This is a genomic window from Micromonospora terminaliae (genome assembly GCF_009671205.1).
GTDB classification, from domain to species: domain Bacteria; phylum Actinomycetota; class Actinomycetes; order Mycobacteriales; family Micromonosporaceae; genus Micromonospora; species Micromonospora terminaliae.
The window spans coordinates 4,499,720-4,519,150 of the sequence record NZ_CP045309.1 but is presented as its reverse complement, the minus strand read 5'-3'; the positions used below and the strand labels follow the sequence as shown (position 1 = coordinate 4,519,150).

Genomic DNA, 19,431 nt, shown 5'->3' with positions numbered 1-19,431 from the left:
TGGGAGCGCTATCAGGTTGCGGGAATGTGTCCGGCGTGTCAACGGCTGTCCGTTCTCCGGTCGCGTCCCGCGTCGCGGCCGTCGCAGCCGGTGACGGGGTGGCCGGCCGGGACCGGCTGAACGGGGCGGACTGTGCGGCGCGTGCCAGGATGAACGGCATGGCAGGTGGTCCGGTGGCGTTCGTGCTGGGCGGCGGGGGAGTGCTGGGCGCCGTCGAGGTGGGCATGCTCCGTGCCCTGTTCCGCGCCCGGATCCGCCCCGACATGGTGCTCGGCACCTCGATCGGCGCGGTCAACGGCGCCCTGGTCGCCGCGGACCCCAGCGAGGCGGTCACCGACCGGCTGGTCCGGCTCTGGGCCTCGCCGGAGGCGAGCGAGGTGTACGGGGACTCGGTCGCCCGGCAGTTGCGCCGCTTCGCGGCGCGTACCCACCTCCACTCGCCCCGGCCGCTGCGCCGGCTGCTGGAGAGCGAGCTGGGCGAGGACACCACCTTCGCGGACCTGAAGGTGCCGTTCCGGTGCTGCGCCGCAAACATCGAACGCGCCGCCGAGCACTGGTTCCACAGCGGACCGGTGGTGCCCGCGGTGCTCGCCTCCGCCTCGGTGCCCGGGCTGCTGCCGCCGACCCAGATCGACGGCCAGCACTACATCGACGGCGGGGTGGTCAACTCGATCCCCGTCGGCGAGGCCGTCGCGGCCGGCGCGACGCGGATCTTCGTGCTCCAGGTGGGCCGGATCGAGCGCGAGTTGAGCCCGCCCCGCCGGCCCTGGGAGATCGCCCAGGTGGCGTTCGAGATCGCGCGCCGGCACCGGTTCGCCCGGGAGATGGCGGCGCTGCCGGAGGGGGTGGAGGTGCACGTGCTGCCCACCGGCGGCCTGGAGCCGCGCGACGACAGCCCCTGGGCCTACCGGGACATCGCGGCGGTGGGGCGGCGGATCAGCCGGGCGTACACGGCCTCCCGCCGCTACCTGGACACCGCGCTGGAACGCTGATGCCGCTGCCACCCCGGTGGTTACGCCGGCTGCTGCTCGCGCCCGGCGTGGTGCTGCTCGCCGTCACCGTGGTGACCACGCTGCCGGTCTGGGCGCTGCTGGCCCTGGCCGCGTCGCCGCTGGTGCCGGGGCGGCTGCGCCCGCTGCGGCTGCTCTGGATCGGCACGGTCTACCTGGTCTGGGACGCGGCCGCGCTGCTCGCGCTCTTCGTGCTCTGGCTGGCCTCGGGCTTCGGCGCGCGCAAGCGGTCGCCGGCCTTCCAGCGGGCCCACTACGTGCTCGCGGGTCACTTCCTGCGGGTGCTGTTCTGGCAGGCCCGCTGGACCCTGCGGCTGCGCATCGACGTGGTCGGCACCGACCCGGACACCGCCCTGCCCGGCCGCCCCGAGCTGGTGCTCTGCCGGCACGCCGGGCCCGGCGACTCGTTCATCCTGATCCACGCCCTGGTCAACTGGTTCCACCGGGAGCCCCGGATCGTCCTCAAGGAGACCCTCCAGTGGGATCCGGCGATCGACGTCCTGCTCAACCGGCTCCCCAACCGGTTCATCGCGCCGGGCCCGGACGGGCGGGAGTCGGCGATCCGGCAGATCGGCCACCTCGCCACCGGCCTGGACGACGACGACGCGTTCGTGATCTTTCCGGAGGGCGGCAACTTCACGCCGAAGCGCCGGCTGCGGGCCATCGCCCGGCTGCGCGCCCTGGGCCTGGAGCGGATGGCGCGGCGCGCCGAGCGGATGCAGCACGTGCTCGCCCCGCAGCCGGGCGGGCTGCTCGCCGCCCTCGACGCCGCCCCGGACGCCGGGGTCATCTTCGTGGCGCACACCGGGCTCGACCAGATGCTCACCGTCGCCGACGTGTGGCGCGAGCTGCCGATGGACAAGCGGATCGTGATGCGGTTCTGGTCGGTGCCGCCCGAGGAGGTGCCGGTCGGCCGGCAGGAGCGCATCGACTGGCTGTTCGACTGGTGGGCCCGGATCGACCGGTGGGTCGCCGCGAACCGCGACGGGGTGGCCGCCGGCTGAGACCGGTTCGGTGCGCGTCCAGCGGACCGCCAGGAACGCCACGTAGGGTGCGCTGGTGGAGCAGATCTGCGTGGTGACGACGGTGGTGGACGCCCGCGCCGTCGCGGACGTGCTGGCGGCCGCGGCCGTCGCCGGCCGGCTGGCGGCGTGCGCCCAGGTCGGCGGGCAGGTGGACAGCACCTACTGGTGGCAGTCGGCGATCCAGACCACCGCCGAGTGGTCGGTCCAGTTCAAGACCGCACCGGACCGGGTGGACGCGCTGGTCGACCAGGTCCGCGCCAGCCACCCCTACGAGGTGCCGGAGATCCTGGTCACCCGAATGGAGAGCGGCAACCCGGACTACGCGGCCTGGGTGCACGACCACACCCGGCCCTAGGTACGCCTACTCTGTCCGCCCGCCCCGCCGGCCCCGATGCTGGCGGGGTGGAGAACACCGGCTACCCCTGTCCCGGCTGCGGTGCACCCGCCGACCTCGCCTCCGGCTGTTCCGGGTGCGGCCGCCCGCCGTACCCACCGGGCGCCGAGGTGGTCCGGCTGGACCAGGAGATCGCCGGGCTGGTCCCGCGGGTCGAGGCGGCCCGGGCCGCGTACCAGGAACTGGCCGGCCGGCTGTCCACGGCCCGGCAGCGGCGGTCCGAGCTCGCGGCCCGGATCCGCCTGGAGATCCCGCCGCCGCGTCCGGTGGCACCCGCGCCGCCACCGGGCGTGCCCTCCGTCGCCGTTCCGGCCCGTCCCGGCGGGGCCGAGACGTCGACCCGGGCCGTGCAGAGCCTGCTCTTCGTCCTCGGTGGACTGCTGCTCGGCACCGCGGCGGTGGTCTTCACGGCGGTCGCCTGGGCCGCGTTCGGGGTGGCCGGGCGGGCACTGATCCTGCTCGCCTTCACCGCGCTCGCCCTCGCGGCGCCGCTGGTGGCCCGGGCGCGTGGGCTGCGCGGCACCGCGGAGACCTTCGCCGCCGTGGGCCTGCTCCTGGTGCTCCTCGACGGGTACGCCGCCTGGTCGGTCGACCTGTTCGGGGTGGCCGGCTGGCCGGGCACCCGCTACGCCGCGCTGGTCGGGGGGATCGGCGCGGCGGTCGCGGCCGGGTACGCGCGCCTGAGCCGGCTGACCGTGCCCTGGTTCGCGGCGCTGCTGACCGCGCAACCGGTGCTGCCCCTGGCGGCGGCGGCCGCCGAGCCGTCGGCCGCCGGCTGGGCGCTGGTCCTGACCGCGCTGGCGCTGGGCGACCTCGTGGTGGTGGTCGCCCTGCGCGACCGGCTCCGGCCGGCCGTCGCGCCACCCCCCGCCCCGGGCCGGCCCGGTGCGCCGTCCGCGCCGCTCGCCGGGTGGGTGCTCGGCTGGGTCGGGCACGGTGTGGCGCTGGCCCTGGCGGCCGGCTGTGCGCTGGTGCCGCTGGCCCTCGGGCGGGCGGCCGGCACCCCGCTGCTGGCCGGCGGTCCGCTGCTCGTGGTGGCGCTCGCCCTGGTCGCCGGTGCGCTGGCGGCGGGTGGCCGGACCTACCGGGTGGTCACCGCGGGGCTCCTGGTGCCGGTGCTGGCCGCCGCGCTGCTCCGGCCGGTCGCCGCGCTGCGTCCCGGACTGCTCCTGCTGGCGGCGGGGCTGGTGGTGGTCGCGCTAGCCGGCGCGGTCCGGACCCTGCCGGCCGGCCCGCGGACCGGCCCGCGGCTGGGCGCCCTCGTGGTGGCCGCCGGCCTGGGCCAGGTCGCGATCGTCCTCACCGGACTGGTCGCCGCGGCCACCGCGGCCGCCGCCTTCCCGGCCTGGCAGGGTGGGCGGTCCGCCGCGCTCCCGTCCTGGGGCTGGCAGCTCCCGGTGGCCCTGCTGTGCACCGCCGGTGCTGTGGCGCTGCTGGTGCCCCGGGCCGCCCGGCCGCTGGTCGGGGTGGTCGGTGGGACGCTGGCCGTGCTGGCCGCACCGGCCGTGGCGGTCACCCCGTGGCCGCTGGTGCTGGTCGCCGACCTGGCGGCGGCCACCGCGCTGCTGATCGTGCTGGTGGCCCGGCCACGGCGGGGATACCGCACCGTGGTGGTGACCGCGCTCGCGGCGGCCGTCCTGCTGGGTCACGCCCTGCTGGTGGGCTGCGCGGCGCCGGCGGGCGCGGGCGCCGTGCTCGCCGTCCTCGCCGTGCTCGGTCCGATCGTCGCGGCGCGGGGCCGGCGGGGCCGGGGCGCACAGCCGGCCGTCGCCGGGGTGGCGCTGGCCGTGGCGCTGCCCGCCGTACCGGCGGGGGTGGCCGTCGCGCTCTTCGGGCTCGGCGCGCCGCCCTGGTGGCAGCTCCGCGGCGCGGCCACCGCCGTCGCGGTGCCGGTGCTCGCCGTGCTCGCGGTCCGCCGCCACTGGACCGACCTGCACGGGTATGCGTCGACCGGCCTCGCCGTGGCGCTCGCGGCGGCCGGCCTCGCGCCGCTGGTCGTGCCGGGCGGGGAGCCCGTGGCGCTCTACGCCGCCGTCGGGGCGCTGCTGGCGCTGGCCGCCGGGGGTGGCGCCCGGCCTGGTTCCGCCCCGCAAGCGGTCGGCGCCGGGCTGGCCGGCCTCGCGCTGCTGGCCGCCGCCCCGATCGCACTGGCGGTGCTGCTGGACCTGCCCGTCCGGCCCTGGTCCGGGGTGCCCGCCGTCGAGCCCGTGCCGGCGGCGGCCCGCGCCGGGCTGGTGCTGCTGCTGCTCGGTGCGGTCGCGGCGGCTTACGCCCGGATCGTGACCGCCCACGCACACCGCGCCGCGCCGGGCGGGGACGGCCGCCGCCGGCTGCCCGCGCTGGCCGCGCTGCCGTTCGGCGCGGTGGCCCTGCCGGTGCTGCTGGCGGCGGCCGGCGCGCCCTGGCCGGTGGTGCCCGCGCTGGTCTTCGGCACCGGGGTGGCCGCGCTGGTGCTGGCCACGCTCGCCGGCCCGCGCCCGGCGGCGCCGCTGGTCCTGCTGCCGCTCGGGTTCGCCCTCACCGCACCGGGGCTCGGCGGCCTGGTCGCCACCCGGACCGGGACCCTGGCCGCGCTGGGGGTGCTGGTCGTCGCCGGGGCGGTGGCGGGGGCGGCCGGTCGGCCCGCCGAGGCCCGGCTCGCCGGTTGGCTGGGCGCCGTGGCGGCGGCCACGGGCTTCGCGGTGACCGCGGCGCTGGCCGGCGGGCTGCCGCTGCGTACCGCCGGGTTCGCCGTGCTGGCCGTCGCGGCGGTGACCCTGCACGCGGTGCCCGCGCTGCGCTCCCGCACCGGCGGTGCGGCCGGGGCCGTGGCGCTGGAGGCGGCGGCGCAGGCGGTCGCCCTGCTGGCGCTGTTGCTCACCGGCGGGGCGCTGCGGCACGCGGCAGCGGTCTGCGTGCTGTGGGGGCTGGCCGTGGCCGTCCGGGTGCTGCGCCGGGGCGAGCCGCCGGCCCGGCGCTGGGGCCTCGCGGCGGTCGCCGGGGGCAGCGAGCTGCTCGGCGGCTGGCTGCTGCTGGCGGCCGGCGGGGTGGCGGTGCTGGAGGCGTACACCCTGCCGGCGGCGGCGCTCGCCCTCGGTGCGGGCCTGCTGGCGCTGCGGACCCGGCCGGGCCTGAACAGCTGGCTGGCGCTCGGCCCGGGGCTCGGCGCGGCGCTGCTGCCCAGCCTCGTGTCGGTGCTGGCCGCCCCGGACGCGCAGCCGGCCCGCCGGCTGGCCCTCGGCCTGGTGGCGCTCGGCGCGGTGCTCGGCGGCGCGGTCCGGCGCTGGCAGGCGCCGGTCCTGCTGGGCGCGGCGACCCTGGTCCCGCTGGCCCTGCACGAGCTGGCCCGGGGCTGGGACCTGCTGCCCCGCTGGATCTTCCTGGGCCTCGGTGGGCTGGCGCTGATCGCCCTCGCCGCCACCTACGAGCGGCGGCGGCGGGACGTGGCCCGGCTCCGGGCCGCGGTGGGCGGGATGAGGTAGGGCTAGCACCACCCCGTGCTGGGGGGTTTCCAGGATTACCCAGCGCAGTCGATCTCCGCAGAATTGGTTACGCAGCGTTGCGCCGTCGGCGTGGCGCCCCAACCGAGGAGCGGGGGAGCGGATGACCTCATCGACGTTGACGGCACCGGCGGCACGGCGGGGCAGCGACTACGCCCGGCTGTCCCGCCGGGTCGCCGCCGCGGGCCTGTTCGACCGCCGGCCCGGCCGGTACGCGGCCCGGATCGTGCTGACCCTGGGCGCCTTCGTGGCCGGCTGGGCCGGTGTGGTGGCGGTCGGCGACTCCTGGTGGCAGTTGCCCATGGCGGCGCTCATGGCCGTGGCCACCACCCAGGTGGCGTTCCTCGGCCACGACGCGGGCCACCGGCAGATGTTCCGCCGGCGCGGCCCGAGCGAGGTCGCCGGCCTGGTCGCCGGGAACCTGGCGGTCGGGCTGAGCTACGGCTGGTGGGTCGACAAGCACAACCGGCACCACGCCAACCCCAACCACGCCGACGAGGATCCGGACGTCGGGGCGGGCGCGCTGGTCTGGACGTACGAGCAGGCGACGGCGACCCGGGGCCTGAGCCGGTGGATGGCGCGACGGCAGGCCTGGCTGTTCTTCCCGCTGCTGCTGCTGGAGGGCCTGGCGCTGCACGTGGCCAGCGTGCGGGCGCTGGTCGGCCGGGAGCCGGACGGCCGGTGGCGCACCCCGGTCCGGCACCGCGTCGTGGAGGGGCTGCTGCTCGTGGCGCACGCCGCCGGCTACCTCGGCCTGCTGTTCGCGGTGATGTCGCCCGGCCGGGCGCTGCTCTTCGCGGCCGTGCACCAGGGGCTGTGGGGGCTCTACATGGGCTGCGCGTTCGCCCCGAACCACAAGGGCATGCCGATGCCCACGGCCGAGGACGACCTCGACTTCCTGCGCAAGCAGGTGCTCACCTCGCGCAACGTTCGCGGCGGGCGGTTCGTCGACGTGGCGCTCGGTGCGCTCAACTACCAGATCGAGCACCACCTCTTCCCGAACATGCCCCGGGCCAACCTGCGACGGGCCCGGCCGATCGTCCGCGCCTACTGCGCCGAGCAGGGCATCCCGTACGTGGAGACGGGGCTGGTCGAGTCGTACCGGCAGGGGCTCGCGCACCTGCACGAGGTGGGGCGCCCGTTGCGGCGGGGCTGAGTGGCGAGCGTCGATTCCCGGCGTGCGTCGCGCGGCGCCGGTCGGCGCTGCCGGTAGGGTCGTCGCATGGCAGACCTGCTCACCGCGACGGCGGTGCGGGCCGAGGCGGGGCGGCCGGCCCCGACCCGGCGGAGCGACGACACCGTCCGGAGCGCGGCATGAGATTCGAGATCAGCAAGGTGCTGGACGCCATCGAGGGTCGGGTCTGCACCGATCCTTCGCTGGCCCGGGCCGTGGTCGACCTGGCCGAGGTGATCCGCTGGCAGGACCTGGACGGCGGTCGGCCGGCCAGCCTGCTGCGGCTCGGCATGGTGATCGACGCGCTCTCCCGGCAGATCGAGGAGGACAGCGTCCCGGTCTACGCGATCGTGCACCGGGCGCTGCTCTCCGACGCGGACCTGACCTCCAACGAGCGGATGGTGGTCCGGCGCTGGGCCGACGACGGCCTGGTCGAGGTGCTCGACCATCCCGGTGACCGGATGCTCGAGGTGGCCGACCTGCTCGGCCTGCCGGTGCTCAGCCGGGCCCGGTTCGACGGGCTGGGCGGGCGCTGGCCCTGGCTCGGCCAGGCCGGCCGGGTGCTCGCCCCGGTGCCGGGCGCCGGCGGCCCGGTCTTCATCGCGCACGTCGGCGGCGGGCACACCCCGGTCACCGGCAGCCGCTCACCGGTCGGCGCGAAGCTGCTGGCCCGGCAGTGGCGCTGCCCCGAGCCGGGCTGCGCGCTGTTCGGCGGCGGTGGAGGCGGCGGCGCCTTCGCCGACCTGGCCCGGGTCGACCGCGCCCCGGCCGGGCAGCCGCCACCCACGCTGCGCAACGGCGTGCCGACCTGCCCCCGGCACGGCGCCCGGCTGGGCGACGCCGGCCCGCGGCCGCGTACGGCCGTGCTGGCGGTGCGCATCGGCGGGATGGTCCGGCAGCGGTTCGCGCTCACCGAGAACCAGCCGGTGCCGGTCGGGCGGGCGCCCGAGGGCACCGGCGGGATCGTGCTCGGGCAGTGGCTCAACGACGAGGCGCGGCGCTGGATCAGCCGCACCCACGTCCGTTTCGAGCTGCGGGTGGGCGAGGTGATCGTGACGGACACCAGCACCAACGGCTCGGGCGTGCGCCCGGGCGGCTCGATGGCCGAGCCGGACCGGGTCCCGCTGGCTCCGCAGCAGTCCCGGGTGCTGGGCGAGGGCGACCTCATCGAGCTCTATCCCGGCGTGCAGATCGGCCGCGCCGACGAGGTGAGCAGCGACGCGAAGTTCAGCCCGACCTCGGTGATGGCCGAGGCGCCGACCATGGCCATGCGGCTGCCGCGCCCCTGACGCGACGCGAAAGGGCGCCGGGACCGTCGTGGTCCCGGCGCCCTTCTCTCGCGTACGGAGATCAGCCGGCCAGCACGGCGGCGAGCTGCGCCACGGCGTGGTCGATCTCCTCCTCGGTGATCACCAGCGGCGGGGCGAGCCGGATGGTCGAGCCGTGGGTGTCCTTGGCCAGGACGCCCCGCTCCATCAGCCGCTCGCAGGCCTCCCGGCCGGTCATCAGCGCCGGGTCGATGTCCAGCCCGGCCCAGAGGCCCCGGCCCCGGACGGCGACCAGGCCCTTGCCGACCAGACCGCGCAGACCGGCGTGCAGCCGCTCGCCCAGCTCGGCCGAGCGGCGCTGGAACTCGCCCGTGGCCAGCAGCCGGACCACCTCGGTGGCGACCGCGCAGGCCAGCGGGTTGCCGCCGAAGGTCGAGCCGTGCTGGCCCGGCTTGAGCACCCCGAGCACGTCGGCGTTCGCGGCCACCGCCGAGACCGGCACGATGCCGCCGCCGAGCGCCTTGCCCAGCAGGTACATGTCCGGGACGACGCCCTCCTGCTCGCAGGCGAAGGTGGCGCCGGTGCGGCCCAGGCCCGACTGGATCTCGTCGGCGATGAAGAGCACGTTCCGCTCGGTGCAGACCTCGCGGACGCCGGGCAGGTAGCCCTCCGGCGGCACCACGACGCCCTGCTCGCCCTGGATCGGCTCCAGCAGCACGGCCACCGTGTTCTCGTCGATCGCGGCGGTCAGCGCGGCCAGGTCGCCGTAGGGGACCACGGTGAAGCCCGGCGTGTACGGCCCGAAGTCGGCGCGGGCGTCCTCGTCGGTCGAGAAGCTGACGATGGTGGTGGTCCGGCCGTGGAAGTTGCCCTCGGCGACCACGATGTTGGCCTGGCCCGGGGTCACGCCCTTGACCTGGTAGCCCCACTTGCGGGCGACCTTGATGCCGGTCTCCACCGCCTCGGCGCCGGTGTTCATGGGCAGCACGAGGTCCTTGCCGCACAGCGCGGCCAGCTCACGGCAGAAGTCCGCGAACTGGTCGTGGATGAACGCGCGGCTGGTCAGCGTGAGCCGGTCGAGCTGCGCGTGCGCGGCCTCGATCAGCTTCGGGTGCCGGTGGCCGAAGTTCAGGGCCGAGTAGCCGGCCAGGCAGTCCAGATAGCGTCGGCCGTCCACGTCGGTCAGCCAGGCGCCCTCGGCCGACGAGATCACCACGGGCAGCGGGTGGTAGTTGTGCGCCGTGTGCCGCTCCGCGTCCCGTACCGCGGAGGGCGTCCGCAGCATGTCGTCGATGATCACTTGACTGCCTTTCCCTGACGGAGTCGCAACGTGCAGCACTTCGGTCCGCCGCCGGCCTTGCGCAGCTCGGACAGGTCGATACCGATGGTCTCGTAACCCCGGTCGCGCAGCTTCGCGGCCAGGTCGGTGGCCTGCGCCGGCAGCACCACGTGCTGACCGTCGCTGACCGCGTTCAGCCCCAGCACCTCGGCGTCGGCCATGGTGGCGTGGATCGCGTCCGGGAAGAGCCGGCGCAGCACCGCCCGGCTGCCCGGGGAGAACGCCTCCGGCAGGTACGCCACGGTCCGCTCGTCGAGCACGGTGAGCGCGGTGTCCAGGTGGTAGAAGCGCGCGTCCACGAGCTGCATGGTGATCACCGGGTAGCCGAAGACCTCCTGGAGCTGCGCGTGCGAGGCGTGCGCGGTGCGGAAGCCGGTGCCGGCGAGCAGGTGGTCGCCGACCAGCAGGACGTCGCCCTCACCCTCGTTGACGTGCTTCGGGTCGTACATCTCGAAGCCGGCGGCCTCGAACCAGGCCCGGTAGGCGGGCGCCTCGTCGGCGCGCTGCGGGTCGCGGAACTGCACCGCCATGGCCTTGCCGTCGATCACCGTGCCGCCGTTGGCCGCGAAGACCATGTCCGGCAGGCCGGCGACCGGGTCGATCAGCTCGACCTCGTGGCCCAGGTCGACGTACGTCTGGCGGAGCTGCTCCCACTGCCGGATCGCCAGGTCGGCGTCGACCGGGGCGGTGGGGTCCATCCACGGGTTGATCGCGTAGTCGACGGCGAAGTACGTCGGCCGGCACATCAGGAAGCGCTGGCGGGTCGCGTCCATCGTCATGTCGTGCTCCCAGGGGTCGGGCGCGCCCGGCCACCGTCGGCCCACGGGCTGGCGCCGTGGTCCAACGGTATGCGGCGCGGGCCGGCGACATCCACCGCGAGAAGTTGCGTGCAGCGACGTATCGTTGCGTCTGGTCCAGCTCTCCCGGCGGATCGTTGCGTTCACGCACTCAGCCGCGCTCGACCCCCAGGTGCACCCGCCGGCGCCCCGGCCGCTCGATCTCGTCGAGCAGGGCCAGCGCCAGGTCGGCGTACGTGATCCGACTCGCGGCCCGGGCCGGGGCGAAGCGGTACCGGCCCGCGGGCGTCCCGCCGTGGTCGAAGTCACCCGCCGGGCTGAGCACCAGCCAGTCGACGTCCGCCCCCTCCCGGCGCAGCACCTCGGTTCCGGCCGCGTGGCCCAGGTAGAAGGCCCGGTACTCCTGCGGGTAGTCCGGCGTGTCCATGAGCGGCACGCCGTCCGCCGTCGTGAGCACCGAGGCCAGCCCGACCACCACCAGCCGGCCGACTCCGGCCCGACGCGACCCGGTGAGCGTGGCCCGGGCCGCCGCCGGGAAGAAGACGCCCGGCGGCGCGGCCAGGTCGACGGCGGCGTGCACCGCCGCGTCGTGTCCGGCCATCAGGCCGGCGACCCGGTCGGCGTCGGAGACGTCGCCTGCGGTCACCCGTACCCCGGTGTCGGCCGTCAGGTCCGGGTGGCGGGCCGGGTCGCGGACCACGGCGGTCACCTCGTGGCCCCGGTGGCGCGCCGCCTCCACCGTTGCCCGGCCGGCCCGGCCGCCGGCCCCGAAGACGATGATCCTGCCCATCGACGTACCTCTCCTCGTCGTCCGGGCCGGCGGGGGTCGCCGGCCGTCCGCGCGGACGCTATCCGGCGGCCCGGTTTCCACCCGGATACCGACTACGGTGGGCGGATGGCCGCGCCGCTGGACCCGGAGATGTTCGACGAGCTCTGCCCCTCGGACCTGTCGCCGATCCGGTTCGGGGACAAGTGGGCCGGCATGGTGGTCCGCTGCCTGGAGGACGGCCCCCGCCGCTTCTCCGAGCTGCGGGTGCCGCTGCGCGGCGTCACCGCCAAGGTGCTGACCCGGTCGCTGCGCCGGCTCGAAGCCGACGGGCTGGTCCGGCGGACCGTCCTCGCCGGGCGGGTCGAGTACGCCCTCACCCCACTGGGACGCAGCCTGCTCGGCCCCATGGAGGTCGCCTGCGCCTGGGCCCGGGAGCACTGGGAGGAGTTGCTCGACGCCCGCGAGGGCGTGGGCACGGCCGCCGACTGACCCCGGACGCACTTCGGGGGCGGCGAATCGCCGCCCCCGAAAGAGGTGTGCCCGGCTGGTGAACCACCAGAGCTGATCGGGCGTGCCGGCGCTGCGCCGGCGACCGGGACAGTGCCCGTCAGAAGAGACCCGCAAACTGTGAGTCGAGCCACTCGCGGAACCGGCCGACCCACTCGCCGTCGGTGGTCGGCCAGTCGAACTGGCCCGTCATCGCCACGATGCCGAGCACCACGGCGGCGAGGCCGACGGCGATGCCGATCAGCGCGTCGGTCTTGCCGGCCACGTGCCGGCGCCGGGTGGCGGCCAGGCCGAGCACCGCGAGCACGGCGCCGACGGCGCCCAGGCCGATGCCGTAACCGGCCAGGGTGCCGGAGAGCACGAAGAGCGCGCCGACCACCGAGACGATCAGGCCGAGGGTGGCGAGCAGGCTGGCCCGGGGCCGCTTCGTGACGACCGGCTCCACCCGCTCCGTCGCCGGGTCCCGGTCCACCGGCCGGTCCGGCCGGCCGTCGCGGTTGAGGTCGACCGTGCGCTCCGTGGCCGGCTCCGGGTCGGTCACCGGCCCCACGGGCCGCGCGTCCAGGTCCGGCCGGCGGCCGGTGGCCGCGCGGGCCGCCGCGGCCCGGTCCGCCGCGTGCCGCTCCGAGTCGGTGGCGCGCTCGCCGTCCGTCGCCGTGGCCGCGCTGCGGTACGTGGTCCGCTCCGCGTCCCGGTCGGTGACGACGGGCCGGCCGTCCTCCCGGTCGGCGACCCGGTCGCGCTCGTCGACCACCCCGTCGTTGTTCACGTCGTCAGTTCGCGCCGGGCCGTTCCGGCGGGACAGAATCTTCACTTCGACACCTCCTGAACTCCGGCGCGGAAACCGCGCGTTGCTGCTCGTGAGGTACCCCGTGGCGGACGCGTCGACACCCGTCGACGCCGTGCCGCTCCTGACCGGCGACGTCCGGACCGGAGGGCTACCGTTGCCGACGTGCCAGAGGGACACACCATCCACCGCCTGGCGGCCCGCCACGCCGAGCTGTTCGCCGGCGACAAGGTGCACGCCGTCAGCCCGCAGGGCCGCTTCGCCGAGGGCGCGGCCCGGCTCAGCGGCACCGTCCTCTCCGGCACCGAGGCGTACGGCAAGCACCTCCTGCACCACTACGCCGGCGAGCTGACCCTGCACGTCCACCTCGGGCTCTACGGCAAGGTCACCGACGGGCCGGGTGAGCCGCCGCCCCCGGTCGGGCAGATCCGGCTGCGACTCACCGCTGCGACTCACCTCCGACCGGCACTGGCTGGACCTGCGCGGGCCGACCGCCTGCGAGCTGCTCACCCCACCCGAGGTGGCCGCGCTGCGCGACCGGCTCGGCCCCGACCCGTTGCGCGCCGACGCCGACCCCGAGCGGGCGTACGCGCGGATCCGGCGCAGCGCCACCCCGCTTGCCGCGCTGCTGCTGGACCAGTCGGTGGTGGCCGGCACCGGCCTGATCTTCGTGGTCGAGGCGCTGTTCCGGGCCGGGCTGCCCCCGCTGCTGCCGGGGCGGGAGCTGACCCCGGCCGGCTGGGCGGAGCTCTGGGCCGACCTGGTCGCGCTCATGACCGTCGGCGTCGAGCGGGGCCGGATCGACACCGTGCGCGACGTGCACCTGCCGGAGGCGATGGGGCGGGCGCCCCGGGTCGACCGGCACGGCGGCGAGGTCTACGTCTACCGCCGCCCCGGCGCGCCCTGCCACGTCTGCGGCACCGAGGTCAGCCGCGGCGCGCTCGCCGGCCGCAACCTCTACTGGTGCGCCACCTGCCAGGCCCGCTGACCAGCGGCGGATGGGCCCCCGAGCGGCCGGTCAGCCGACGGCGCGAAGGGTGCCGTGCCGGCGGTGCCGGAGCCCCTCGACGGCCTGCGCGGTCGCCTCGTCGCCGGGCAGGAGGACGACCAGCTCCTGGGCGTCGGTGCTCGCCAGCTCCAGCTTCTCCCGGTGCCAGCGCAGCTCGCCTACGGCGGGATGGTCGAGCCGGAGCGGGACCTGGGGCGGCGGCAGGTGCCGTTGGAGCCGCCGGGTGAACTCCGGCCCGGCGACGGGGGCGAGCTGGACCCTGAACCACTCGGAGCTTTCCGCGGAGGGCCCGAGCCACAGGTCGAAGGCCTGCTCGTCGGCCACCTGGTCCCAGTCCGGGAAGACGCTCCTGGCGCGGGGGTCGGTGAAGACGTAGCGGGTCAGGTTCGGCCGCTCGGCGTCCAGCAGCCCGGTCGCGCCCATGACCAGCGCGAATCCTTCCGTGTGGGCGAGCACGTCGCCCAGCCGGTTGGTCACGAACGCGACCCCGGGCTCGAGCAGCCGGAGGGTCTCCCGCACGGTGGGCCGAACCTCGCGGTTGGGCGGCGCCGGCGGCCGGTGCCCCGGGCAGCCCCCGCCGGTGATCTTGGCGAGGTAGCGCAGGTGGTGCCGCTCCCCGGCATCCAGGCTCAGACCGTCCGCGAGCGCGTGCAACACCGCGTGCGAGGGGTTGCGGTCCCGGCCCTGCTCGATGCGGGTCAGGTACTCCACGCTGATCCCCGACCGGGTGGCCACCTCCGCCCGGGTCAGGCCGGGGGAGCGGCGCCGGCCCCGGTCGGGCAGGCCGAAGGACTCCGGCTGGATGGTGTCGCGCTTGGCACGGACGAAGTCGCCCAGTGGCGTACCCATGGGTGGAGAGTCTAGGCGGGATTCCGGCTGCCCCGGCCGGCGTAGCGTGGCCCTGCGGGGGCCAGCCTTCGCCCGGTCTGGTTGCCGCCGCCGCGGCGGCGGACCGTGGAGCCCATGAACGAGAAGCACAAGTTGGTCATCGTCATCGGAAGTGTCCGCGAGGGCCGGTTCGGGCCGGTCGTCGCGTCCTGGGTCGCCGAGCGGGCGCGCGAGCACGGCGGGTTCGACGTCGACGTCGTCGACCTGGCCGGGGTCGAGATCCCGCTCGCGTTGCCGGTGGAGTCACCGAAGTTCGCGGGCGACGCGTACCCGCGGCCGGAGGCCATGGCGCCGCTGACCGCCGCGCTGGGGGACGCGGACGCGTTCATCCTGGTCACCCCGGAGTACAACCACAGCTACCCGGCCGCGCTGAAGGCGGCCATCGACTGGCACTTCACCCAGTGGACGGCCAAGCCGGTCGCGTTCGTGAGCTACGGCGGCGCGGCGGGCGGCCGGCACGCCGTCCTGCACCTGGAGAACGTGCTCACCGAGCTGCACGCCGTGACCATCCGCGACGGGCTGGCCTTCCCGAACTACTACCTGGGCTGGCAGGACGGCCAGCCGCTCGACGCGGCGGCGTCCGGGTACGCCAAGACCCTGCTGGACCAGCTCGCCTGGTGGGCCGGGGCCCTGCGGACGGCCCGCGAGGCGGTCCCGTACCCCGCCTGACCGCCGCGTCCCGTGGCGTGACCGGTCCCCGGACCGGTCACGCCACGGGACGAGCAGACGACAGACCGGTCACGCCCGGTCGAGCAGCCAGCGGACCGTCTCGACCTGGTGCGGGAAGACCTCGTCCTCGCCCATGCTCCAGGCGAGCGTGTGCACGACCGCCCAGCCGCGCACCCGCTCCCGGTCCAGGCCCAGCCCGGCGCTGAGCCGGTCGAGCCGGTGCCGAACCGCGGCCGGGGAGTGGCCCAGCTCGGGGCCGCGCACCAGCGGCACGGCCGCGAACTCCCGCTCGCCGACCAGGGGCTTCGGGTCGATAACCAGCCACGGCTCGCGGGTGGCCGCCAGCACGTTGCCGGCGTGCAGATCCTGGTTGACCAGCACCTGCTCGCCCTGGCTGGGCACCAGATCGGCGAGCAGCCCGAGCGCCGTGTCCAGCAGCCGCCGCTCGAACGGCCGGTTCAGCCGCTCCCACTTGGCCGGCATCCGCTCGGCCCAGCCGGCGGCCTCCTCGGCGAGCGGGGTGAACGGCGGGCCGGCCGGCACCCCGAGCCGGGGCAGCAGACCGACCGCCACGTCGAGCGCCGCGTCCGGGGGCAGCCCGTGCAGCGGGGTGCCGGGGACGCAGCGCTCGACCAGCAGCGCGCGGCGCTCGGCGTCGTGGGCCAGCAGCCGGATGGCGCCCCGGCCGGCCCAGTGCGCCAGCGCGGTGGCCTCGTGGACACTGTCGTCGTCCGGGTACTGGAGCTTCAGCACCGCCCGGGTGCCGTCGGGCAGGTCCGCCGGCACGGCCAGCGAGGCGAACGCGTACGCGAAGGGTGGGCCGATCCGCAGGTCCCAGCGGACGACGCACTCGGCCAGCCGGTCCGGCAGGGTGGCGAGCCAGGCCTGGCCGGCCGGAAGCCGCTCGGTCCAGCGCAGCCTCTCGGGGATCTCCACACGCATCCGACCATCCTGGTTTCCGCCGGCGCTCGCGTACAACCGTTTCCGGCGCGCTGCCGTCTGGAACAGGGAACCCCAGGGAGGTGGCCGGATGCCGGACGCATCGGACCAGGAATACGTCGAGTACGTCACCGCGCGCCTGCCGGCGCTGCGCCGGCTCGCGTACGGACTGTGCGGTGACGCCGACGAGGCCGACGACCTGGTGCAGGAGACGGTCACCCGGCTCTACCTGCGCTGGACCCGGATCGGCGAGGTCGAGCAGCTCGACGCGTACGTCCGCACGGTGCTGGTGCGGCACTTCCTGGACACCCGGCGGCGGGGCTGGTGGCGGGTGCACCTGTTCGGCGGGCCGCCCGACGTGCGGTCCACGGTGGACCGGGGCGTGGAGGAGCGGACCGTGCTGCGCGACGCCCTGGCGAAGGTGCCGCCCCGGCAACGCGCGGTGCTGGTGCTGCGTTTCCTGCACGACCTGCCGGTGGAGGAGGTGGCCCGGACGCTGGGCTGCTCGGCGGGCACGGTGAAGAGCCAGACCTCGCACGGCCTGGCGGCGATGCGGCGGCTGCTCGGGGACCGCGAGCTGGCCGGTCGGACCGGAGAGGAGCGGTGAGCATGAGGACCGATGACGAACAGGTCGCCGACCGGCTGCGGTGGCTGGACGACGAGCCGGCCGGCCCGCCCCGGATCGACCTGCCGAGGGCGATGCGGGAGGCGCGCCGCCGCCGACGTAACCGCCGGGTGGCGGCGGCCGGACTGGCCGCGCTGGGCGTGCTGGCGGTGGCCGCGCTGCCGGCGGCGCTGGGCGGGGACGGACGGGCGGCCCCCGCGCCGGCTTCGAGCCCCAGCCCGTCGGTGCCGGAACCGCGACCGACCGGCCCGTGGCAGGGGGTGTGCGAGGCCGGGCTGCTGCCCGTGCCGGGCGATCCACGGGCCGCGGTCACCGGCGGTGACCCGGACGGCCGGTGGCTGGTCGGCCGTCGGGCACCGCAGGGGCAGGGTCGCATGGATTTCGGTCTGCTGATCTGGAAGGGGGACGGGGTCCGGGAGGTCGAGCTGCCGGGCTCGATGCAGGAGTTGAAGGATGTGAACCGGGCAGGCCTGGCGGTGGGTTCGTCGTCGGCGTCCCCCAACGAGCGGCGGGCGTGGGCGGTGCGCGACGGTGAGGTCATCGGCCTGCCCGTCGTGACGTCCGGTGGCGCGACGGCCGTCAACGACGCCGGCCGGATCGTCGGCTACCGCAATCTGGTTCCCGGGAAACCCTGGAACCAACGGCCGGTGGTCTGGGACTCGTACCGGAGCCAGCCGGTCGATCTGCCACTGCCCGGCCCGCAGTGGGAGGGCGCGGCCATCGACATCGACGAGGACGGCACCATCCTGGCCGTGATGTCCGACGGGCACCCGGACAAGCCCCCGCGCGCGGTGGTGTGGCGTCCGGGCGCCGTCCGGCCGGAGGTGCTGCCGTTGCCGCGGGTGCCCGGCGGGAAGGCGGACCGGTTCCTGCCCCTGTCGTTGGCGGGCGGCTGGGTGACCGGCACCGCCGAACGGGACACCAAGGTGGTTCCCCGGAACGGCATTCCCAGCTATCCGGTGCGGATCGACCTGCGGACCGGGCAGGCGGAGGTGCTCAAGGGCGTCCTCTGGGCCGGGATCGGCAACGGTCAGGGCTGGCTGGCCGGCTGGGTCGGCGATGACGTCCCCGGCGTGATCACCGATACGAGGTCGGTGAAACTGCCCGTGCCGGACGGCTGGCGCGGCGGTCGGCAGGGGAGCGTGAACAGTTTCAGCGACGACGCCCGGGTGCTCGGCGGGAAGCTCGAGCGCGACGACCAGGACGTCCGGCCGGTGCGCTGGACCTGCCGGTGACCGGTCCGGGGGCGGTCCCGCACCGCCCCCGGACCGGAGCCGCTCAGCGCAGCCGGCGGATGTCGCCGTACGCCCGGTAGAAGCCGCCCCGGCCGGCCTCGCGGACCTCGGTGACCAGGTAACGCGCCCCGGGCTCCCGGATGCCCTTCGGGAACTGCACCGGCCAGTCGCGCCGGAAGCCGTCCGAGAGCACGCGGATGCGCAGCCGGCCGCCCTGCTCCACGCACTGCACCACCACGCCGGCCCGGTCGTCGGTGGTCACCTCGACGCTGGTCCAGGCGGCCGGCTCGGGCAGCCGGGCCGGTGCCTTCACGTCGACCACCTCGGGCACGCTGCCCGCCTCGGCCGCGCGGATCGCCGGCTCGCTGGCGTCGATGCAGGCCAGGTAGCCGCCGGTGGTCACCACGTAGAGCCGCTCGTCGTGGTACTGCATGGAGTAGGCCGAGCCGCAGCCGGTGCCGAGCTTCCACAGCCGGTTGCCGGCCTCGTCGAAGCAGTAGATCGAGGAGGCGCTGTCGCCGGCGAAGACGTACCGGCCGCCCTCGGCCGTGGCGCAGGAGAAGACCGCGGAGTCGCACCGGTAGGTGCGCTCGGCCCGCCCGTCCTTGCGCAGCCGCACCACCTCGCGGGTGCCCGTGCCCGCGAACACGGCGTCGCGCTCCTGCCAGCCGAAGAGGACCGCCCCGGTGCGGGTGTGCCACAGCTCCCGCCCCGTGCGCCAGTCGTAGCCGGTGACGCCCTGCGAGTGGCCGTGGTAGAGGGCGTCGGTGTCGCAGCGCACCATCCACGCGGAGCGGCCCCGGCCCGGCCGGCGCCAGAGGAACTCGTCCTCGTGGTCGATCGCGGCGATGCCGCCCTCGCGGTCGGAGACGCCCAGCACGCCGTCGTGGATGTCCAGCCAGTAGATGTCGATGTCGGGGGCGATCGCGTAGGCCACCCGGGGCACCTTGCCGGACAGGTCGTAGACGTTGCCGTCGTCGCAGCCCGCGTAGATCCACGCGTCGTCGGCGACGATGCACTTGACCCCGTCGGGGAGCCGGACCTGGTTGAGCACCCGGGCGTCGTGGTCGAGCGTGGTGATCACCCCGTGCTCGTTGCCCACCATGCAGCTCTGCCCGTCGATGAAGATGCCGAACGCGGGCGCGCCGGAGGCGTAGCGCCAGAGGACCGGGGCGGTGCGGGCGGTGGAGCGGGTGCTGACGATCTGCCGACGGGAGACCGCCCGCTTCTGGCGTACGCCGGGGACGGCCGGCGCGTATCCCTTGCGGACCTTCTCGCCGATCTTCTTGGCGGCGGCGGCCCGGGCGCGGGCGTTGTCCGGGAAGCTGCTGCACTTCACCTGGCCCTGGTCGCCGATCCGGCCGTAGCGCACGCTCATCGTGGTGCCGTCGACCACGACCTCGTAGAACTTGTGCGCTCCTCCGTCCACTTCGGACAGTTCGAGGTAGGTCGTCTCCTGCGACATGAAAGCCTCCGAGGGGAAGTGCCGGACCCGGCAACAGCCCGCACAAGGTAAA

The 19,431-nt window shown here is 75.8% G+C and carries 18 protein-coding genes and 1 pseudogene; 12 read left to right on the top strand and 7 right to left on the bottom strand.

The window, feature by feature from the left end; genetic code table 11:
• Positions 1 to 158: 158 nt before the first annotated feature.
• The 6 genes from GCE86_RS20630 (at position 159) to GCE86_RS20605 (ending at position 8,371) form a co-directional block, all read left to right on the top strand.
• Positions 159 to 992 (top strand): patatin-like phospholipase family protein, encoded by an 834-nt coding sequence (locus GCE86_RS20630; RefSeq protein WP_154228480.1) that lies wholly within the window; start codon positions 159 to 161, stop codon positions 990 to 992.
• A complete protein-coding gene (locus tag GCE86_RS20625) occupies positions 992 to 2,014 on the top strand; it encodes a 1-acyl-sn-glycerol-3-phosphate acyltransferase (protein ID WP_154228479.1) in 1,023 nt (340 codons plus the stop codon). Before GCE86_RS20630 ends, GCE86_RS20625 begins: the two co-directional genes overlap by 1 nt.
• 55 nt (positions 2,015 to 2,069) lie before the next feature.
• On the top strand, positions 2,070 to 2,390 hold the full coding sequence (cutA, locus tag GCE86_RS20620) for a divalent-cation tolerance protein CutA (protein WP_154228478.1): 321 nt from the start codon (positions 2,070 to 2,072) through the stop codon (positions 2,388 to 2,390).
• Between the two features lie 47 nt (positions 2,391 to 2,437).
• Positions 2,438 to 5,890 carry an SCO7613 C-terminal domain-containing membrane protein gene (locus GCE86_RS20615; protein ID WP_154228477.1) on the top strand — a complete coding sequence of 1,151 codons (3,453 nt, stop codon included), beginning with the start codon at positions 2,438 to 2,440 and terminating at the stop codon, positions 5,888 to 5,890.
• Between the two features lie 121 nt (positions 5,891 to 6,011).
• Complete coding sequence (locus tag GCE86_RS20610) at positions 6,012 to 7,064, top strand: fatty acid desaturase family protein (RefSeq protein WP_154228476.1); 1,053 nt, start codon at positions 6,012 to 6,014, stop codon at positions 7,062 to 7,064.
• Between the two features lie 158 nt (positions 7,065 to 7,222).
• A complete protein-coding gene (locus GCE86_RS20605; RefSeq protein ID WP_154228475.1) occupies positions 7,223 to 8,371 on the top strand; it encodes an FHA domain-containing protein in 1,149 nt (382 codons plus the stop codon).
• Between the two features lie 61 nt (positions 8,372 to 8,432).
• Here the strand turns inward: GCE86_RS20605 and rocD are convergent, their stop codons facing one another.
• From rocD to GCE86_RS20590, 3 genes are all read right to left on the bottom strand, one after another.
• Positions 8,433 to 9,647 (bottom strand): ornithine--oxo-acid transaminase, encoded by a 1,215-nt coding sequence (rocD, locus tag GCE86_RS20600; RefSeq protein WP_208818136.1) that lies wholly within the window; start codon positions 9,645 to 9,647, stop codon positions 8,433 to 8,435.
• Positions 9,647 to 10,462, bottom strand: coding sequence for a dimethylargininase (ddaH, locus tag GCE86_RS20595; RefSeq protein ID WP_204342463.1), 816 nt, complete (start codon positions 10,460 to 10,462; stop codon positions 9,647 to 9,649). Before ddaH ends, rocD begins: the two co-directional genes overlap by 1 nt.
• Positions 10,463 to 10,637: 175 nt before the next feature.
• On the bottom strand, positions 10,638 to 11,276 hold the full coding sequence (locus tag GCE86_RS20590; protein ID WP_154228473.1) for an NAD(P)-dependent oxidoreductase: 639 nt from the start codon (positions 11,274 to 11,276) through the stop codon (positions 10,638 to 10,640).
• A gap of 105 nt (positions 11,277 to 11,381) precedes the next feature.
• Here GCE86_RS20590 and GCE86_RS20585 point away from each other — a divergent pair, with 105 nt between their 5' ends.
• A complete protein-coding gene (locus tag GCE86_RS20585) occupies positions 11,382 to 11,744 on the top strand; it encodes a winged helix-turn-helix transcriptional regulator (protein WP_154228472.1) in 363 nt (120 codons plus the stop codon).
• 118 nt (positions 11,745 to 11,862) lie between these two features.
• On the opposite strand, the gene GCE86_RS20580 is transcribed toward GCE86_RS20585, so the two are convergent.
• Positions 11,863 to 12,576, bottom strand: a complete 714-nt coding sequence (locus GCE86_RS20580; protein WP_154228471.1) for a DUF4190 domain-containing protein — start codon at positions 12,574 to 12,576, stop codon at positions 11,863 to 11,865.
• A gap of 138 nt (positions 12,577 to 12,714) precedes the next feature.
• Here GCE86_RS20580 and GCE86_RS32615 point away from each other — a divergent pair.
• Positions 12,715 to 12,951 (top strand): annotated as a pseudogene (locus tag GCE86_RS32615) (DNA-formamidopyrimidine glycosylase family protein); the annotation flags it as partial.
• Positions 12,950 to 13,537: an Fpg/Nei family DNA glycosylase gene (locus tag GCE86_RS20575; protein WP_420846471.1), complete on the top strand. Its 588-nt coding sequence runs from the start codon at positions 12,950 to 12,952 to the stop codon at positions 13,535 to 13,537. The pseudogene GCE86_RS32615 and the gene GCE86_RS20575, both read left to right, overlap by 2 nt.
• A gap of 30 nt (positions 13,538 to 13,567) precedes the next feature.
• Here the strand turns inward: GCE86_RS20575 and GCE86_RS20570 are convergent, their stop codons facing one another.
• Positions 13,568 to 14,407 (bottom strand): helix-turn-helix domain-containing protein, encoded by an 840-nt coding sequence (locus GCE86_RS20570; RefSeq protein ID WP_154228470.1) that lies wholly within the window; start codon positions 14,405 to 14,407, stop codon positions 13,568 to 13,570.
• 114 nt (positions 14,408 to 14,521) lie between these two features.
• Here GCE86_RS20570 and GCE86_RS20565 point away from each other — a divergent pair, with 114 nt between their 5' ends.
• Positions 14,522 to 15,115: an NADPH-dependent FMN reductase gene (locus GCE86_RS20565; protein ID WP_154228469.1), complete on the top strand. Its 594-nt coding sequence runs from the start codon at positions 14,522 to 14,524 to the stop codon at positions 15,113 to 15,115.
• 69 nt (positions 15,116 to 15,184) lie between these two features.
• Here the strand turns inward: GCE86_RS20565 and GCE86_RS20560 are convergent, their stop codons facing one another.
• Positions 15,185 to 16,057 (bottom strand): aminoglycoside phosphotransferase family protein, encoded by an 873-nt coding sequence (locus tag GCE86_RS20560; RefSeq protein ID WP_154228468.1) that lies wholly within the window; start codon positions 16,055 to 16,057, stop codon positions 15,185 to 15,187.
• A gap of 88 nt (positions 16,058 to 16,145) precedes the next feature.
• On the opposite strand from GCE86_RS20560, the gene GCE86_RS20555 reads away from it, so the two are divergent.
• Positions 16,146 to 16,661, top strand: a complete 516-nt coding sequence (locus GCE86_RS20555) for a SigE family RNA polymerase sigma factor (protein ID WP_154228467.1) — start codon at positions 16,146 to 16,148, stop codon at positions 16,659 to 16,661.
• Positions 16,662 to 16,663: 2 nt separating this feature from the next.
• Complete coding sequence (locus tag GCE86_RS20550) at positions 16,664 to 17,914, top strand: hypothetical protein (RefSeq protein WP_154228466.1); 1,251 nt, start codon at positions 16,664 to 16,666, stop codon at positions 17,912 to 17,914.
• A 43-nt stretch (positions 17,915 to 17,957) separates the two neighbouring features.
• Here GCE86_RS20550 and GCE86_RS20545 read toward each other — a convergent pair whose 3' ends face one another.
• Positions 17,958 to 19,379 (bottom strand): WGR domain-containing protein, encoded by a 1,422-nt coding sequence (locus GCE86_RS20545; RefSeq protein ID WP_154228465.1) that lies wholly within the window; start codon positions 19,377 to 19,379, stop codon positions 17,958 to 17,960.
• Between the last annotated feature and the right edge of the window lie 52 nt (positions 19,380 to 19,431).

Bases quoted from the DNA above. Each gene is read 5' to 3' on its own strand.
- GCE86_RS20555 (WP_154228467.1), top strand. From the start codon at position 16,146: ATGCCGGACGCATCGGACCAGGAATACGTCGAGTACGTCACCGCGCGC.
- GCE86_RS20610 (WP_154228476.1), top strand. From the start codon at position 6,012: ATGACCTCATCGACGTTGACGGCACCGGCGGCACGGCGGGGCAGCGAC.
- GCE86_RS20590 (WP_154228473.1), bottom strand. From the start codon at position 11,276: ATGGGCAGGATCATCGTCTTCGGGGCCGGCGGCCGGGCCGGCCGGGCA.
- GCE86_RS20605 (WP_154228475.1), top strand. From the start codon at position 7,223: ATGAGATTCGAGATCAGCAAGGTGCTGGACGCCATCGAGGGTCGGGTC.
- GCE86_RS20625 (WP_154228479.1), top strand. From the start codon at position 992: ATGCCGCTGCCACCCCGGTGGTTACGCCGGCTGCTGCTCGCGCCCGGC.
- GCE86_RS20565 (WP_154228469.1), top strand. From the start codon at position 14,522: ATGAACGAGAAGCACAAGTTGGTCATCGTCATCGGAAGTGTCCGCGAG.
- ddaH (WP_204342463.1), bottom strand. From the start codon at position 10,462: ATGGACGCGACCCGCCAGCGCTTCCTGATGTGCCGGCCGACGTACTTC.
- GCE86_RS20630 (WP_154228480.1), top strand. From the start codon at position 159: ATGGCAGGTGGTCCGGTGGCGTTCGTGCTGGGCGGCGGGGGAGTGCTG.
- GCE86_RS20585 (WP_154228472.1), top strand. From the start codon at position 11,382: ATGGCCGCGCCGCTGGACCCGGAGATGTTCGACGAGCTCTGCCCCTCG.
- GCE86_RS20560 (WP_154228468.1), bottom strand. From the start codon at position 16,057: ATGCGTGTGGAGATCCCCGAGAGGCTGCGCTGGACCGAGCGGCTTCCG.
- GCE86_RS20545 (WP_154228465.1), bottom strand. From the start codon at position 19,379: ATGTCGCAGGAGACGACCTACCTCGAACTGTCCGAAGTGGACGGAGGA.
- GCE86_RS20570 (WP_154228470.1), bottom strand. From the start codon at position 14,407: ATGGGTACGCCACTGGGCGACTTCGTCCGTGCCAAGCGCGACACCATC.
- GCE86_RS20550 (WP_154228466.1), top strand. From the start codon at position 16,664: ATGAGGACCGATGACGAACAGGTCGCCGACCGGCTGCGGTGGCTGGAC.